We start from the raw sequence: 16,311 nt of genomic DNA on the forward strand, positions 1-16,311 counted from the left end.
TTCGACTTAAATCTATGATGAAAATCGAATCTTATTGAATTGAAAATAAACGAAATGAGTCAAAATAAACAACGATATACCATTACTGCAGCTTTACCGTATACCAACGGACCTATTCATATTGGCCACTTGGCTGGTGTGTATGTACCTGCTGATATTTATGCACGCTACTTACGATTAACAGGCAATGATGTTGCTTTTATGTGCGGAAGTGACGAACATGGTGTTGCCATTCCGATGCGTGCAAAGAAAGAAGGTGTATCGCCGCAAGATATTATTGATAAATATCACGGAATCATTAAACAATCGTTTGAAGATTTTGGAATTTCGTTTGATAATTATTCTAGGACTTCTGCGGAAATTCATCATGAAACTGCGTCTGATTTCTTTAAGAAATTATATGAAGATGGAGAGTTTGTCGAAGAAGTAACCGAGCAATTGTATGATGCGGAAGCCAATCAGTTTTTAGCAGATCGTTTTGTGGTAGGAACCTGTCCAAAATGTAATCATGAAGAAGCCTATGGCGATCAATGTGAAAACTGCGGTAGTTCATTAAGCGGAACTGAATTGATCAATCCGAAATCGGCAATTACAGGAAATACACCGACATTAAAACAAACAAAACACTGGTTTTTACCTTTAGATAAATACAGCGATTTCTTAAACGAATGGATTGTAGAAGGACACAAAAAAGATTGGAAACCTAATGTCCACGGACAAGTAAAATCGTGGGTTGATGATGGTTTGCGTCCACGTGCGGTAACGCGTGATTTAGATTGGGGAATTCCTGTTCCTGTTGAAGGTGCCGAAGGAAAAGTATTGTATGTTTGGTTTGATGCGCCTATTGGATACATTTCGGCGACCAAAGAATGGGCTGAACGCGAAGGAAAAGATTGGGAACCATATTGGAAAGATGAAAACACCAAGTTGGTTCACTTTATCGGAAAAGATAATATTGTATTTCACTGTATCATTTTCCCATCAATGTTAAAAGCACATGGTGATTATATTTTGCCAGACAATGTTCCAGCAAATGAATTCTTGAATTTAGAAGGAAATAAATTATCTACTTCTAAAAATTGGGCCGTTTGGTTGCATGAATATCTAGAAGATTTTCCTGGAAAAGAAGATGTATTGCGTTATGCATTGACCGCGAATGCTCCTGAGACTAAAGACAACGATTTTACTTGGAAAGACTTCCAAACACGCAACAATAGCGAATTGGTTGCCATTTTAGGAAACTTTATCAATCGTGTAATTGTATTGACACATAAATATTACGATGGAAGTGTTCCAGAATATACAGGAAGCTATACAGAATTAGAACAAGTAAAGCATTTTCCAGCAGTCATTGCAAGTTCTATTGAGCGCTACCGTTTTCGTGAAGCAAGTCAAGAACTAATGAACTTGGCACGTTTAGGAAATCAATTTTTACAAGCCAATGAACCTTGGAAAAAGATCAAAGAAGATCCTGAAGCTGTAAAAGGAATTATGTATGTAGCATTGCAAATTGCTGCTGCGATAGCGGTATTATCAGAACCATTTTTACCATTCACATCAAAAAAACTAAAGAATATTTTAGCACTTGATACTGATTTAGGTTGGAATGATATTCCGACAAAAGATGTTCTAATTGCCACAGGACATCAAATCAATCCTGCCGAATTATTATTTGCAAAGATAGATGACAAAGAAATTCAAGCGCAATTGGACAAGCTAGAAGCAACTAAAAAAGCAAATGAAGCTGCCAATAAAGAAGTAGTTCCACAAAAAGAAACGGCTACTTTTGACGATTTTACAAAGTTAGATTTACGCGTAGGAACTATTATTGAAGCAGAAAAAGTTCGCAAAACAAAAAAGCTTTTAAAGCTTATTGTTGATACAGGCTTGGACAAACGCACCATTGTTTCAGGAATTGCAGAAAGTTTTACACCAGAAGAAATCATTGGCAAAAAAGTAACAGTTTTAGCCAACTTAGCACCAAGAGTCATTGCCAAAGTAGAAAGTCAAGGAATGATTTTAATGACCGAAACGCCAGAAGGTAAATTGGTCTTTGTCAATCCAGATGAAGATAATGTGAAAAACGGAGAAACTATAAACTAAGCATTTTTACAATATATAAACGATGAGTGAATTTGATTTTTCAGCAAAAGAATGGGCGAAAAACTATTTTTTGCGATTAGAAAAAGTGATTAAAAATTTAGAAAGTAGTCCATTAGTTGATAAAATTATTTTCACTCAATACAAAGGACTTTCCGATAGTGAAATAGATGCTGTTGAAGCAGATATTGCACTTGAACTTTCTGAGGAAGGAGACGTAAGTTTTAAGTTTACAGAGTATATCCGAGAGTTTTACAAAATCAGTAATGGACTAAATATTATCTGGCATTCCAATATAATATCGTCTGAAATTGAAGTAAAAACAATCACCAACGCATCTGTTGATCAATTCATTGCTGCCGATTATGATTTTGATGGATTTGAAGGAAATTTGTGTCTCTTGCCTTTAAGTCACATCTTAAGTCCATACAAAGTAAATGTCATGGGCGATCTTGATTACACAGGATACGCTGAAGATTTGAAAGAAAATAACGGTGGAATGCTGGTTTTCCTAGACTATTACAATACGTATTATGATACTTGTATGGTGTTGTCTGAAGAAAATAGCAATCCGTATCTTGCCTTTGGAGAAGATCACAGTGCTGCTTATACGGATAAGGTACATTGCGACTTTGTGACTTATTTAGAACATCAATTATATACTTTATTTGCTGTAGAAGCTAAAAGTTGCGGTTTAACCTTGCCAACAAGCGACAGAACGTACGCTATGCGAGATATGTTAGCGGAAATCAAAGAACCTTCTGCAACACAATATGAAGCGTATGTCAACTTTTTAAATGCAGATCCTTTGGCACTAGAAACCGTATTGAAATATCACTATGAAGATGACGAATTAGGCTATATTGATATTGAAAAAATAAAATCAAAAAGTGCAGAAGAACAAAAAATAATTGAAGGGTTTATCGGTATCGAAATTGATGAACTGGAATAAAAACATACTTCACAAATTCAAAAAAAATGATTGACAATAATTTTCCTGAAATACAAACAGAACGATTGCTACTCAAAAGATTAGGAAACGCTGACTGGGAAATAATTTCTTTCTTGCGTTCCGATAAAACTGTCAATGAATTTGTAAAAAGACCAAGTGCAGAAACCAAAGAAAAAGCATTGGCTTTTATTGAAAAAATAAACAACGGAATTGACAATCAGCTGTTGTACTATTGGAAAATAACTGAAAAAGATGCTTCTGAAATGATTGGTAGTATTTGTTTATGGAACTTTTCTGAAGATAAGAAAACTGCCGAAGTCGGATACGATTTACATCCAAAACATCAAGGAAAAGGAATCATGAACGAAACACTGAAAGGTATCATCGAATTTGGATTCCAAAAATTGAACTTAGACTTGATTGAAGCTTACACACATCGTCAAAATGAAAGCTCAAAAAAACTTCTCAAAAAAAATGGATTTACTTTAATTGAAGGTAAAATAGACCCAGACAATGCAGACAATAGTGTTTATGAATTAAAAAAGTAAATACTCATCAATATTCCTTTAGTTAGAATAAATTAAAATTATCATACGTGTAAGTAAAACTCACATCTTATGCGTATTTTTACATATCTCAAAAAAGACTCGTTATGTTATCAAAACAAATGGAAAATGCGTTAAATGCGCAAATCAAAATAGAAGCAGAATCTTCACAAATATATTTAGCCATGGCAAGCTTTGCAGAAACGCAAGGTTTTGAAGGCGTAGCATCATTTATGTATATGCATTCTGATGAAGAACGTCAACACATGCTGAAATTTGTTAGATATGTAAACGAACGCGGAGGACATGCTGTCGTTTCAGAATTATCGAAACCACCATTAGAATATGGTTCGCTAAAAGAAATGTTTCAACAACTGTTTGATCATGAAGTAAAAGTTTCAAAAAGCATCAACGATTTAGTACATATCAGTTTGCAAGAACAAGATTACGCTACACACAACTTCCTACAATGGTATGTTGCAGAACAAATTGAAGAAGAAGCGTTGGCACGTACTATCTTAGATAAAATCAACTTGATTGGTGACGATAAAGGTGGATTGTACTTATTTGACAGAGATGTACAAGCAATTACCGTACAACCGTCTACTGGTCCAGCAGTATAAAACACCTATTTTATAATATAATAAGAGCGATTGGAAAGTTTTTCAATCGCTTTTTTTGTTTTTCATATTTCCAAGAACACACTTAGAAACGTCATAGCGAACGTAGTGAAGCTATCTTTTACTATAGAAACAAATTGCCACGTCGCCAACTCCTCGCAATGACGTATTAAAAACTCCAAAAACAGTCAGTTTACTAGTAAAAGAATATCCTTTCATGTTAATTACATCTTAAACTTAAAAATGATTGTTGACGTTGACTAAGAAAACCGTAGTTTTAAAAATAACTAAAAAGAAAATAGACTTAGTTATCCTAGAAATAACAGGAATTCCTGTTATGTACATGTTAAGCATGACTAACATCAGATTGAAATGAAATTTACGCTACACTTATTATCTCTCCTTTTTATAAACTTAGTATTCAGCCAAGAAATTGATCTAAAATTATCTATTAAAATCGAATCTGATGAAAAAATAGAATCAGTCGATTTTAGAAACTTCAGAGGAAGCATACTTCATAATTTCAATAAAAGTACCTCTCTTGTCTTTCAAAATGATTTAATTGAAGAGTATTTTTTTGACATTAAGACTAAAGATACTTTATTCAGAGAAAGAGTTTGGCTTGACCGAGGTAACATTGACATCAACATATCTCTAAAATCAAAATCCTTAAAAATTGACGTCATTGGTTCTGAAATTTTTAATAAAACAGTTAATTATAAAACTGGATATCAAAATTTAACTGAGACTAATGCAACAGATGAAGAAGTCACCAAGTTTCTATTTAAAGAATTAGATAAAAATATTGACAATCCATTTTCTTATTTTATTGGATTAAATATCTTGTTTAAAAATCAAAGTAAAAGAGAAGTTCTTTCTCAACTTAAGGATATAATCAATTTACAACCTGAAAGTCTGAAAAGCCATTATACTGCTGGATTATTAATAAAAACTTTAAAATCTAAACTAAATAGTGGCAATATCAATTTATCTAATTTTACGTTTTTTGACCTAGAAAATAAAGAAAATAGAATCTTAATTGATAATAATGAATATCTACTTCTCGATTTTTGGCATACAGCTTGTCCGCCATGTTTAAAAGATCATATAGAAATTAAAAGTTTAATTACTGATTTCAAGAACAAAAAAACAAAAATTGTAAGTTTATCGAGCGACCAAGAAAATAGGATTGAAACTTGGAAAAAATATCTAAAATCAAAAAATCTTCCTTGGACAAACTATATAGAGAAAAAAACTAATAGTCTAACTGACAATTTAGAAATTCGAATATTTCCAACTTATATACTGCTAGACAAAAACAGAGATATTGTTATTTACACAAATTCATTATCCGAAATAAAAACCAAACTCGAAATAAAATAATAACTGTGTCTAACAATGGTTATTACTAAAACTCGCAACTAGTAATAGTCACAACTTTTAGCTACAATTAGATGATCGATTTCAAAAATATAAAAGAACACAAGATAGAAAGACCAAACGTTTGCACGTGTCTTGGATCGCCAGAGAATTTCGACTCATTATCTAATGAGTTTAAAGATCAAATTATATTCTTGAATAAGGAAGCTGCTAATTTTCTTTATAAGTATTTTAAAGCATCAAAATTCTAAGAGGCGAAGCCAATTCTAACATTCTAAAAGCAAAGCGCGTCTAAAAATCTCATCGCAACAACAACTTCGCTTTCTCATGAATAATCTCAGCAACAGGTTTGTTTTCAATCTTACTTTCCAGCCACGACAAAATATCTAAATACAAAAAGGCTCTGCGTTCGTACGGATCGTCTTCAAAAGGTTTCAATTTGGCATGTAAGGCTTCAAAAGCTTTCTTAATTTGATGCGGATAAATATTGCCTAAACCTCGTAAAAACTTAATCACTTCTTTCTGAACCTCATGCAAATCGTCCATTTTCAACAAATACTTATATGTACTCTTTAACTGTGTTTCCAAATGGTAATCCAATCCTAATTCATAATGCGCTACCAAATTCAAGATTCGTGAAAAACACAACAAATCTTCTCGTACTTTCAAGGATTTATTTCGAATGATTTTCTGCAAATATTCAATACAATTTTTATTATCGCCTGCACCAAAATACAAGGACGCTATCTTATAATAAAAAATCATAACGTGATGTTCGTCAATTCTATTTTCAAAAGTTTTTATACGTTCGTTGACTTCCGCTACCAAATGCAATCCATCACTAAACGTTCCTGTCAAAAAGTGATAATTCAGCTTGTTCATATACACATACAAAAAACTCAATACTTTGGTATTATCGTTCTGCGGAATAATATTGTGTTCTATATCATGCTCTAATTGAAGCAATACTTCTTTAAATTTCACTTCATGTTTAATGTAAAACAACGATTCCAACAAATAGTGATTCCCTTTTAAATAAAACACCGGATGAATTTCTTTCATTTTTGGTGCTTGATTGAACAACTCTACCCATTTATAAGAAAACTTATAACTCGACAGAAAATCTTGTGTCAAAAAACTATACCACAAATGCGCTTTGTACAACCATAACTTCTCTCGAAATCCAAGTTGTTCAAGGTTTATTTTTGGCAATCGATCGTGAAAATAGGTGGTAACTTCCTCATAATCTTTTTCATCCTTTACATAACCCACTTTTAACAACAAACCGTACAATTCTAATGATAAATTGGACAGTTTACTTGTCAATGCATTTTGAATGCTCAATTCTTTTGCTTCTGCAGAAAGTTCATCGGCTCTGCTCGACATGCTTCGCGTAATATATTGTGTTTCTATCACTTTCTCTAGCTCCACAATTTCGTACGCAACATTTTTCTCCTCATGTTCCAACGCCAATATTTTGGCTTTATCCAATAATTTTAAGCTTTGTGTATACAAACCTTTATTATACAAAATAGTGGCATAATCTAGCTGTTCTCTAATGGTAATTCGGATATTATGTTGTGCAGGATTTAAGCGCAAACTTCTTAAAATTTGCTTGTATAAATTGGCTTTTAAGTTTGACAATTGTTGCTTGGTGACAATCTTCTTTTTTAAAATGGCTTGTTCGTCATACGTTTGACTTTTCTCTAAGAACGTAAACAAGGCTAAAAATTTAGAATTCACATTGCCTTCAAATCGTCCTACATACAACTTAAATTGTCGTTTTTCAGATTTTGATAACGATTTGATTAATACAAATAAAGATTCCTTTTGTGAGTTTGGCATTGTAAAAAACTATTCTATAAATAATTTACTATCAGTTATTTACCCTAAAAATAAATGCAATTAGCACTGTAAAACAGAATGCTTTATCATTCCTTTTGGGAAATACAAAGTATACATTCGTATGAATAAAAAGAAATAAACACTCAAATTTTTAATTTATGAGTTCAAATCGAGTCTATATTTTTGATACTACCTTAAGAGATGGTGAGCAAGTTCCAGGTTGTAAACTCAACACGGAAGAAAAGCTAATGATCGCTTCCAAATTAGACATCTTAGGAGTGGACGTAATTGAAGCAGGATTTCCTGTATCAAGTCCAGGTGATTTCCAATCGGTAGCAGCCATTGCAAAACTAGTAAAAAATGCTACAGTCTGTGGACTAACCAGAGCTGTGCAAAACGATATCAAAGTAGCGGCAGAAGCCTTAACGTATGCAAAACGTCCGCGAATCCATACAGGAATCGGAACTTCTGAATCGCACATGAAACATAAATTTAAAGCAACTCCAGAACAAATTATTGAACGTGCAGTTGCAGCAGTAAAATACGCAAAATCTTTTGTAGAAGATGTTGAATTTTATGCAGAAGATGCAGGAAGAAGCGACAATGAGTTCTTGGCCAGAGTTTGTGAAGCTGTCATTAAAGCTGGCGCAACTGTACTAAATATTCCAGATACCACTGGCTATTGTTTGCCAGAAGAGTACGGACAAAAAATAAAATACTTAAAAGAAAATGTAACTGGAATCGACAAAGCGATTCTTTCCTGTCATTGCCATAACGATTTAGGATTGGCTACAGCAAATTCTATTGCAGGAGTCATCAATGGTGCGCGACAAATAGAATGTACCATCAATGGAATTGGGGAACGTGCAGGAAATACTTCCTTAGAAGAAGTAACGATGATTTTAAAACAACATCCATACTTAGGCTTAAATACGAATATCAATTCAAAAATGTTGACTGAAATGAGTCAATTGGTTTCTGATACCATGGGAATGCCTGTACAACCTAACAAAGCTATTGTAGGAACAAATGCGTTTGCACACAGTTCAGGAATTCACCAAGATGGTGTCATTAAAAATAGGGAAACCTACGAAATCATGGATCCAAAAGATGTTGGTGCCGCTACTTCTTCAATCGTATTGACGGCAAGAAGCGGACGTGCAGCATTGGCATACAGAGCTAAGAATGTTGGATACAATCTTACAAAACGCGAATTGGATACCGTATATAGCGACTTTTTAAACTTTGCAGATAAGCACAAAGAAGTTACCGACACAGACATTCATCAAATCATAAAAATGAGTACTATTGACAAACGCATGTATGCATAAGTCAAAGAAAACTTTATAGCTGATATGAAAAAGACATTATTTGATAAAGTATGGGACATACATGTTGTTGACAGCATTCCTAATGGTCCACAAATTTTATATATAGACAAGCATTTAATTCACGAAGTAACGAGTCCGCAAGCATTCAACGAATTAAAAAGGCGAAACATTCCGGTTTTTAGACCAAAACAAATTGTAGCCACTGCCGATCATAATACACCAACAGTAGATCAGCATTTGCCAGTAAGAGATGAATTGTCGCGAAACCAATTACAACAACTTCAAAAAAACTGCGACGAACACAATATTGAACTCTATGCACTAGGACATCAATACAATGGTATTGTACATGTAATGGCGCCTGAATTGGGCATCACGCAACCTGGAATGACGCTAGTTTGTGGTGACAGTCATACTTCAACGCATGGTGCTTTTGGCGCTATTGCATTTGGTATTGGAACCAGTCAAGTAGCACAAGTATTCGCAAGTCAATCCGTATTATTAACGAAGCCTAAAAAGATGCGTATTACCGTGAACGGAAGTTTGCAAAACAATGTGCTTCCAAAAGATGTCATCTTGTATATCATTTCACAATTAGGAACCGATAGCGGAACAGAGCATTTTATAGAATTTGCAGGCGAAGTGTTTGAAAACATGTCTATGGAAGGAAGAATGACCGTTTGCAATATGAGTATTGAAATGGGCGCTCGTGGTGGAATGATTGCTCCAGACGAAACTACTTTTGAATACATAAAAGGAAGGAAATTTGCACCACAAGGTGACGATTTTGACAAAAAAGTGGCATACTGGAAAACATTACAAACAGAAGCAGACGCAACTTTTGACAAGGAATATTTTTTCCATGCATCAGATATTACACCAATGATTACGTTTGGAACAAATCCGGGTATGGGAATTCAGTTGACTGAAAACATTCCAACGGATAACGATGCCAACCTAGAAAAATCATTGCAGTACATGAACTTTGAAAAAGGAGCTTCTTTACTAGGACAACAAGTAAACTATGTTTTCATAGGAAGCTGCACCAATTCACGTATTGAAGATTTTAGAGTTGCTGCCAACTATGTAAAAGGAAAACAAAAAGCACCAAATATCAATGCTTGGTTAGTGCCAGGCTCACAATTGGTCGTAAAACAAATACAAGAAGAAGGTTTGGATAAAATCTTTGAAAATGCAGGTTTCAAACTACGTCAGCCAGGTTGTTCGGCGTGTTTGGCCATGAATGATGATAAAATTCCTGATGGCGAATACTGTGTTTCTACTTCCAACAGAAACTTCGAAGGACGCCAAGGACAAGGTTCACGCACACTATTAGCAAGTCCGTTAGTAGCCGCAGCAACTGCCATTGCAGGAAAAATTGTAGATGTTAACGTTCCAATTTTAGAAGAAGTTTAGTTATGAGTACATTCAACACATTTACTTCTACGGCGTATCCATTACCTGTAGAAAATATAGATACCGATCAAATCATTCCTGCACGTTTTTTAAAAGCGACTAGCAGAGCAGGATTTGGCGAAAATTTATTTAGAGATTGGCGTTATCAAAAAGATGGAAGCGTCAACACTGATTTTGTCTTAAATCACGAACAATATTCGGGTTCTATCTTAGTAGCTGGACATAATTTTGGTTGCGGATCGAGTCGTGAACACGCTGCTTGGGCATTAAAAGACTTTGGTTTTAACGTGATTGTTTCTAGTTTTTATGCAGATATTTTTAAAGGAAATGCATTGAACAATCATGTATTGCCAATTCAAGTAACTCCAGAATTTTTAGCAAAGCTTTTACAAGCAATTCAAGAAAACCCAAACACTCAAATTGAAGTAAATTTAGAAGCACAAACCATTGCTTTTGAAAGTGAAAAAGCTTCATTTGACATCAATCCATACAAAAAAATGTGCTTACAAAAAGGATATGACGATATTGACTTTTTAGTCAATAACTTATCAAAAATTGAAGCATTTGAACAACAACATATATACTAAATAATTAGTTATGAACATACACATTGCAGTCCTTTCAGGCGATGGAATTGGGCCAGAAGTAACGGCACAATCCATAAATATATTAACTGCGATTGCAGATAAATATCAACACACATTCACCTTTGAAAATGCATTGGTTGGTGCGGTTGCTATTGATGCTACAGGAAATCCATTACCACAAAAAACATTGGATCTGTGTTTAGACGCAGACGCTGTGTTATTTGGAGCTATTGGCGATCCAAAATACGACAACAATCCAGATGCAAAAGTGCGTCCAGAACAAGGTTTATTGGCCTTACGCAAAGCGTTAGGTTTGTTTGCAAATATTCGTCCTGTAAAAGCCTATGATACCTTATTGGACAAATCGCCACTAAAAAAACACATCATCCAAAATACAGACATTGCTATTTATCGCGAATTGACGGGTGGAATTTATTTTGGTGAAAAAACTTTAAATGAAGATGGAACTGCTGCTTCGGATTTATGTTCGTACAGCAAAGAAGAAATTGAGCGCATTGCACATTTTGCCTTCAAAGCAGCACAAAGTAGAAGTAAAAAATTAACTTTAGTTGACAAAGCCAATGTACTCGAAACTTCTCGTTTGTGGAGAAGAGTAGTGACTGCGATGGCTTCACAATATCCAGACGTTACACTCGACTTTTTATTTGTAGACAACGCGGCCATGCAAATGGTACTCAATCCAAGTCAGTTTGATGTGATTTTGACCGAAAATATGTTTGGTGATATCATTTCTGACGAAGCCAGTGTCATTGGTGGATCTATTGGATTATTGGCTTCTGCTTCGGTTGGAGAAAAATATGCGCTGTTTGAGCCTATTCACGGTTCGTATCCACAAGCTACAGGAAAAGGTATTGCCAATCCGATTGCTTCTATCCTATCGGCAGCTATGTTGCTAGATCATTTTGGATTAGCAGAAGAAGCAGACACGATTCGTGAAGCCGTAGAACGCGCTATTGATCTTGAAATTTGCACGCCTGATCTCAATGCAAATGGAGGATACTCCACCCAAAACGTAGGAACTTTTATTGAAGAATTTATTGAAAACGTAGATGCCTTGCATATCAACTCTGGAAACATCCGAGTTGGACAATCTACCATTATTTAGTGTTTTAGAGTGCTTACATTCCCTTTCGCCATGCTAGAAGGGGAATGTTTTCTATTTCAAACATGTCTTGCAAAGTTGTTTCAAAAAAATAACAAAAAGTCACAAATCACACATAAAACTTTCAATCTGAAAGCTAGAAGGTAGCTTATCAACAAAACTATTAGAATTGTTAATGGAATGTCTTCAAAGACATGGTTTTTACAGAATGATTTTAATATTTTTACCACTTATTTAATGACGACATGGAAACGGTTCAGAAAAACTATATTTTCGATTTTGACAGTACGCTTACCAGTGTAGAAGCGTTGGATGTTTTGGCTGAAATTACTTTGGCTAATAATCCTAAAAAAGAAGCAATTATTGACGAAATTCAAGAAATTACCAACTTGGGAATTGACGGAGAAATTTCGTTTACAGAGTCCTTGGAAAGACGTATCAAATTATTGAAAGCGCACAAATCTAACTTGGACGAATTGATTTCAAAATTGCGATTACAACTGTCCTCATCCATTGAAAGCAATAAAGAGTTTTTCGAAAAATTTTCAGCAGATATTTATGTGGTTTCTTGCGGATTTAAAGAATTTATTGATCCCATTGTAAAAGACTATAATATTCCTGCCGATCGTGTGTATGCTAATACATTTACTTTTGATGCTGAAGGGTATATTACAGGATTTGATGCTGAGAATGTATTATCGCAACACAATGGAAAAATTCAGTGTTTAAAAGACATGAATTTGGATGGAGAAATTCAAGTAATTGGCGATGGTTATAGCGATTATGTAACTAGAGAAGCTGGAGTTGCCGATAAGTTTTTTGCCTTTACCGAAAATGTAGCACGTGAAAAAGCGGTGAACAAAGCCGATCACGTAACACCAAATTTAGACGAGTTTCTATTTGTAAATAAATTACCGAGAAACATTTCGTACCCAAAAAATAGAATCAAAATATTACTGCTCGAAAACATTCACTCAGACGCTTTTGATCGTTTGGCAGATGATGGTTTTAGTGTAGAGATTTTATCGCACAGTCTTTCTGAAGAAGATTTAATCGAAAAAATAAAAGATATTCATGTTTTAGGAATTCGTTCCAAAACAAAAGTAACTCCAAAAGTAATTGCTGCGGCTAAGAAATTGTTGGTTGTTGGTGCCTTCTGCATCGGAACCAAGCAAATTGACTTAGAAACCTGTAAAGAAAACGGAATTGTGGTGTTTAATGCACCGTATAGCAATACGCGTTCGGTAGTAGAATTGGCTATTGGAGAAATTATCATGTTGATGCGAAGTGTATTTCCTAGAAGTACCGAATTGCACAACGGAGAGTGGAATAAAACCGCCAAAGGTTCGCGCGAAGTCCGTGGAAAAAACCTTGGAATTGTAGGTTATGGAAACATCGGAAAGCAATTATCGGTTTTAGCGGAAGCCATGGGAATGAAAGTATTCTATTATGATATTGAAGACCGTTTGGCACTCGGAAATGCGCAAAAATGTAAATCTCTAGAAGAATTACTCTCCATTTCAGATGTGGTTTCTTTGCATGTAGATGACAATGCTGCTAACAGAAATTTCTTTGGTACAGAACAATTTGCCCAAATGAAAGATGGTTCTTTATTGATCAATTTGGCAAGAGGTTTTGTGGTCGATATTGACGCTTTAAAAGCGGCTTTAGAAAGCGGAAAGGTTGCTGGAGCTGCCATTGATGTATATCCAACAGAGCCAAGAGCCAATGGTGCTTTTGAAACGGCTTTAAAAGGATTGCACAATGTGATTTTAACGCCACATGTTGGTGGAAGCACCGAAGAAGCGCAACGTGATATCGCCGATTTCGTTCCAAATAAAATTATGGCATACATCAACTCTGGAAATACGGTAGATGCTGTCAATTTTCCAAACATTCGTTTGCCGCGACAAACCAATGCACATCGTTTCTTGCACATTCACAAAAACGTGCCTGGAGTTATGGCAAAAGTCAACAAGGTTTTAGCCAAATACGAATTAAACATTACAGGACAATACTTATCTACCGACAGTAAAGTAGGATATGTAATTGTAGATGTAGATAAAGAATACAACAAAAAAGTAACCTCAGCATTAAAGAAGATTGAGGACACTATTAAATTTAGAATTTTGTATTAAACAAATATTAGTAATATATATTAAAAAAAGCTACCTCTATAAAAAGGTAGCTTTTTGATTTTTAAACTTTAGTTGACTTCAATCTCTAAGGTTCCGGCGTACCATCTGCCCAAGGATCGTAACCACCTTTAATTTCTAGTAATTCTTCTTTGCTCAATGCTTTGATAAAAGTCGTGCGTAAAGCGCTGTTTTGTTGTTCCATACTATTCATTTTTAATTAATTGATTCCTATAAAGAAATCAAAAAAAAATGTTTTAAACAAAAAAATAACTTCTGTTTAACTATACATAAAGTAGTTTTATTCTTTCGAAATGATAAAATACTTAAGTAGTAATTTACACATAATAAGGTCAGTCTTTAAGGCTTGACATCTAATTTAAGTAATGTATCTTTGTTTCAAATTGGTTGGCAGATGAAAGCAGAAAAGGACGGCGCGTATTATTATTCTCCATTTGAAGAAAAACTCAATATCATTTCGCATGGTATTGGTATTATTTTAGGAGTTGTTGCCTTGATTTTTTTAGTGCTACATGCCGTGCAAAATGGTACTCCAGTGCATGTAGTAAGTTTTAGCATTTACGGTGTGAGTATTATTGTATTATACCTTGCTTCTACTCTATATCACAAAGCCACAAAACCTTTGGTGCGCAACCGACTTCGAATTTTTGATCATGCTGCTATTTATGTACTCATTGCAGGAACCTACACGCCTTTTGCATTGGTGACTTTAGAAGGTGTTGTTGGCTGGACTATTTTTGGACTCGTTTGGGGATTTGCCCTCATTGGCATTACCTTAAAACTGTTCTTTACGGGTAAATTTGACAAGCTTTCTACCTTAATGTATGTTTTTATGGGTTGGATTATCATTTTTGCCATCAAACCATTGATTGCTAACTTTTCGAGCGAAGGTTTATTTTGGTTGCTCGCTGGCGGCGTTTTTTATACTATTGGCGCTGTTTTATACAGCATTCAAAAACTTCCGTTGAATCATGCTATCTTTCATGTGTTTGTATTAGCGGGAAGTATTTGTCACTTTGTGAGTGTGTATTTTTATGTGTTGCCTTTGTGAAATCCATCCTTTTCTATAAAACAACTCCGAAACGCCAAAATCATTACTATTATTTTTTCATAGTTTCATCATCATTGTTGCTGGTACATGGAATGGCTTTTTTGGAGATTACAGATGTGCTTTTCCCTTATTTATTATATACAGGAGAATTAGATTTTAGTGGCTTTGAAAATCTAATTCCTTTGAGAGTTTTAAGCTCCTTTCTTGGAAAAATCATCATCATTTTAAGTTTGTTTATTTCGCAAAAATCATGGAAACGTTGATGCACTATTCTTGGGTTACTAGTATTCGTATTTTCATATATAAGCGCGGTGATTTCTAGTGAAGATGCTGTGACTATGTTTTTACTGTTTTCAGGAATTCCGTTCTTATTGTATTTTGGGCGTGTCTTCTATGTAATGTATTATTGAGTCTATTTGAAATATTGCTTCAGTGCTGCGAGAAGCTTTCGGGATGGCTTTTATGGATAAATTGCATTGTTTCATGGGAAACTACATTGCATATGCGCCATCTTTATTTTACATTTATACAAAATGAGATGATTCTATAAATTTTCTGTTTCATCTAGAAAGCTAAAAAAATGAATACACTAAAAGGCACATGGTTGAAGATTAAAAAAGGTGATGAGTACACTCAACCAAGTTTTATCGAGTTTGAAAACGATCAAATTATTCATTATGATGTAGAGCAAAAAAATGCTGATGAGCTATCAAAACAGGCAAAAAAATGGAGTGAAAAACTGTCTGAATCAAAATACGAGTTTATTAGCGAACATCGAGTGCGCTTTTTTAGAAAAGGAAAAATGCATACTGTCCTAAGTGAAACAGCATCTATTACAGAAGATTATGAATATGTTACGGACTATGTTAGGATTGCTCCAACAAAAACAGAATTAACCGCAAAGGAAATTCAAAAACTTGAATTCACTGCGCAATGGAATAATGAGAAAATTTCATTCATATTCAATAAAGAACTAGATAGTCCTGTAATAAAAGAAATTAACAAAAGGCTAAATAGAGAAGGAGAAAAACTACTATTAGAAAACTTACAAGGAACTTATTTTGCTACACGCTATGAAAATGGAGAGAGACAAACTCTTATTGGAATTAAGGAAGTTACCAACGAAAAAGCAATTCTTTTCGGTTTCCCGAAAACACCTTATGAAATAATTGCACAATAATTTTTAGACTTCAAATCATTTAAAC

At 34.4% G+C, this 16,311-nt stretch carries 13 protein-coding genes; 12 read left to right on the forward strand and 1 reads right to left on the reverse strand.

Translation table 11 applies throughout. The features are described from left to right. Nucleotides 1-54 precede the first annotated feature (54 nt). From metG to Q0845_RS02920, 5 genes are all read left to right on the forward strand, one after another. Complete coding sequence (gene metG / locus Q0845_RS02900; RefSeq protein WP_298508862.1) at nucleotides 55-2,103, forward strand: methionine--tRNA ligase; 2,049 nt, start codon at nucleotides 55-57, stop codon at nucleotides 2,101-2,103. Nucleotides 2,104-2,125: 22 nt separating this feature from the next. Beyond that, nucleotides 2,126-3,052 (forward strand): hypothetical protein, encoded by a 927-nt coding sequence (locus Q0845_RS02905; RefSeq protein WP_298508866.1) that lies wholly within the window; start codon nucleotides 2,126-2,128, stop codon nucleotides 3,050-3,052. Nucleotides 3,053-3,078: 26 nt separating this feature from the next. Beyond that, nucleotides 3,079-3,600 (forward strand): GNAT family N-acetyltransferase, encoded by a 522-nt coding sequence (locus tag Q0845_RS02910; protein ID WP_298508869.1) that lies wholly within the window; start codon nucleotides 3,079-3,081, stop codon nucleotides 3,598-3,600. 104 nt (nucleotides 3,601-3,704) lie between these two features. Continuing rightward, complete coding sequence (locus Q0845_RS02915; protein WP_298508872.1) at nucleotides 3,705-4,220, forward strand: ferritin; 516 nt, start codon at nucleotides 3,705-3,707, stop codon at nucleotides 4,218-4,220. Between the two features lie 369 nt (nucleotides 4,221-4,589). Then, on the forward strand, nucleotides 4,590-5,600 hold the full coding sequence (locus Q0845_RS02920) for a TlpA disulfide reductase family protein (RefSeq protein ID WP_298508875.1): 1,011 nt from the start codon (nucleotides 4,590-4,592) through the stop codon (nucleotides 5,598-5,600). A gap of 297 nt (nucleotides 5,601-5,897) precedes the next feature. Here Q0845_RS02920 and Q0845_RS02925 read toward each other — a convergent pair whose 3' ends face one another. Continuing rightward, nucleotides 5,898-7,442: a hypothetical protein gene (locus tag Q0845_RS02925; protein ID WP_298508877.1), complete on the reverse strand. Its 1,545-nt coding sequence runs from the start codon at nucleotides 7,440-7,442 to the stop codon at nucleotides 5,898-5,900. 158 nt (nucleotides 7,443-7,600) lie between these two features. On the opposite strand from Q0845_RS02925, the gene Q0845_RS02930 reads away from it, so the two are divergent. The 7 genes from Q0845_RS02930 to Q0845_RS02960 all read left to right on the forward strand — a co-directional run bounded on the left by Q0845_RS02930 (nucleotide 7,601) and on the right by Q0845_RS02960 (nucleotide 16,286). Continuing rightward, entirely contained in the window at nucleotides 7,601-8,773 is a 1,173-nt protein-coding gene (locus tag Q0845_RS02930; protein WP_298508881.1) for a 2-isopropylmalate synthase, read from the forward strand. Nucleotides 8,774-8,797: 24 nt separating this feature from the next. Continuing rightward, entirely contained in the window at nucleotides 8,798-10,189 is a 1,392-nt protein-coding gene (gene leuC, locus Q0845_RS02935; RefSeq protein ID WP_298508884.1) for a 3-isopropylmalate dehydratase large subunit, read from the forward strand. Nucleotides 10,190-10,191: 2 nt separating this feature from the next. After that, nucleotides 10,192-10,776: a 3-isopropylmalate dehydratase small subunit gene (gene leuD / locus Q0845_RS02940; RefSeq protein WP_298508887.1), complete on the forward strand. Its 585-nt coding sequence runs from the start codon at nucleotides 10,192-10,194 to the stop codon at nucleotides 10,774-10,776. 10 nt (nucleotides 10,777-10,786) lie between these two features. Further along, on the forward strand, nucleotides 10,787-11,902 hold the full coding sequence (gene leuB / locus Q0845_RS02945; RefSeq protein ID WP_298508890.1) for a 3-isopropylmalate dehydrogenase: 1,116 nt from the start codon (nucleotides 10,787-10,789) through the stop codon (nucleotides 11,900-11,902). A 242-nt stretch (nucleotides 11,903-12,144) separates the two neighbouring features. Then, nucleotides 12,145-14,037, forward strand: a complete 1,893-nt coding sequence (gene serA / locus Q0845_RS02950; RefSeq protein ID WP_298508893.1) for a phosphoglycerate dehydrogenase — start codon at nucleotides 12,145-12,147, stop codon at nucleotides 14,035-14,037. 412 nt (nucleotides 14,038-14,449) lie between these two features. Next, nucleotides 14,450-15,106 carry a hemolysin III family protein gene (locus Q0845_RS02955; protein ID WP_298508896.1) on the forward strand — a complete coding sequence of 219 codons (657 nt, stop codon included), beginning with the start codon at nucleotides 14,450-14,452 and terminating at the stop codon, nucleotides 15,104-15,106. Nucleotides 15,107-15,686: 580 nt separating this feature from the next. Continuing rightward, a complete protein-coding gene (locus Q0845_RS02960) occupies nucleotides 15,687-16,286 on the forward strand; it encodes a hypothetical protein (protein ID WP_298508939.1) in 600 nt (199 codons plus the stop codon). Nucleotides 16,287-16,311 lie beyond the last annotated feature (25 nt).

It is taken from the genome of uncultured Kordia sp. (genome assembly GCF_947489565.1).
Classification (GTDB): Bacteria; Bacteroidota; Bacteroidia; order Flavobacteriales; family Flavobacteriaceae; genus Kordia.

Bases quoted from the DNA above. Each gene is read 5' to 3' on its own strand.
- metG (WP_298508862.1), top strand. From the start codon at position 55: ATGAGTCAAAATAAACAACGATATACCATTACTGCAGCTTTACCGTAT.
- Q0845_RS02905 (WP_298508866.1), top strand. From the start codon at position 2,126: ATGAGTGAATTTGATTTTTCAGCAAAAGAATGGGCGAAAAACTATTTT.
- Q0845_RS02910 (WP_298508869.1), top strand. From the start codon at position 3,079: ATGATTGACAATAATTTTCCTGAAATACAAACAGAACGATTGCTACTC.
- Q0845_RS02915 (WP_298508872.1), top strand. From the start codon at position 3,705: ATGTTATCAAAACAAATGGAAAATGCGTTAAATGCGCAAATCAAAATA.
- Q0845_RS02920 (WP_298508875.1), top strand. From the start codon at position 4,590: ATGAAATTTACGCTACACTTATTATCTCTCCTTTTTATAAACTTAGTA.
- Q0845_RS02925 (WP_298508877.1), bottom strand. From the start codon at position 7,442: ATGCCAAACTCACAAAAGGAATCTTTATTTGTATTAATCAAATCGTTA.
- Q0845_RS02930 (WP_298508881.1), top strand. From the start codon at position 7,601: ATGAGTTCAAATCGAGTCTATATTTTTGATACTACCTTAAGAGATGGT.
- leuC (WP_298508884.1), top strand. From the start codon at position 8,798: ATGAAAAAGACATTATTTGATAAAGTATGGGACATACATGTTGTTGAC.
- leuD (WP_298508887.1), top strand. From the start codon at position 10,192: ATGAGTACATTCAACACATTTACTTCTACGGCGTATCCATTACCTGTA.
- leuB (WP_298508890.1), top strand. From the start codon at position 10,787: ATGAACATACACATTGCAGTCCTTTCAGGCGATGGAATTGGGCCAGAA.
- serA (WP_298508893.1), top strand. From the start codon at position 12,145: ATGGAAACGGTTCAGAAAAACTATATTTTCGATTTTGACAGTACGCTT.
- Q0845_RS02955 (WP_298508896.1), top strand. From the start codon at position 14,450: ATGAAAGCAGAAAAGGACGGCGCGTATTATTATTCTCCATTTGAAGAA.
- Q0845_RS02960 (WP_298508939.1), top strand. From the start codon at position 15,687: ATGAATACACTAAAAGGCACATGGTTGAAGATTAAAAAAGGTGATGAG.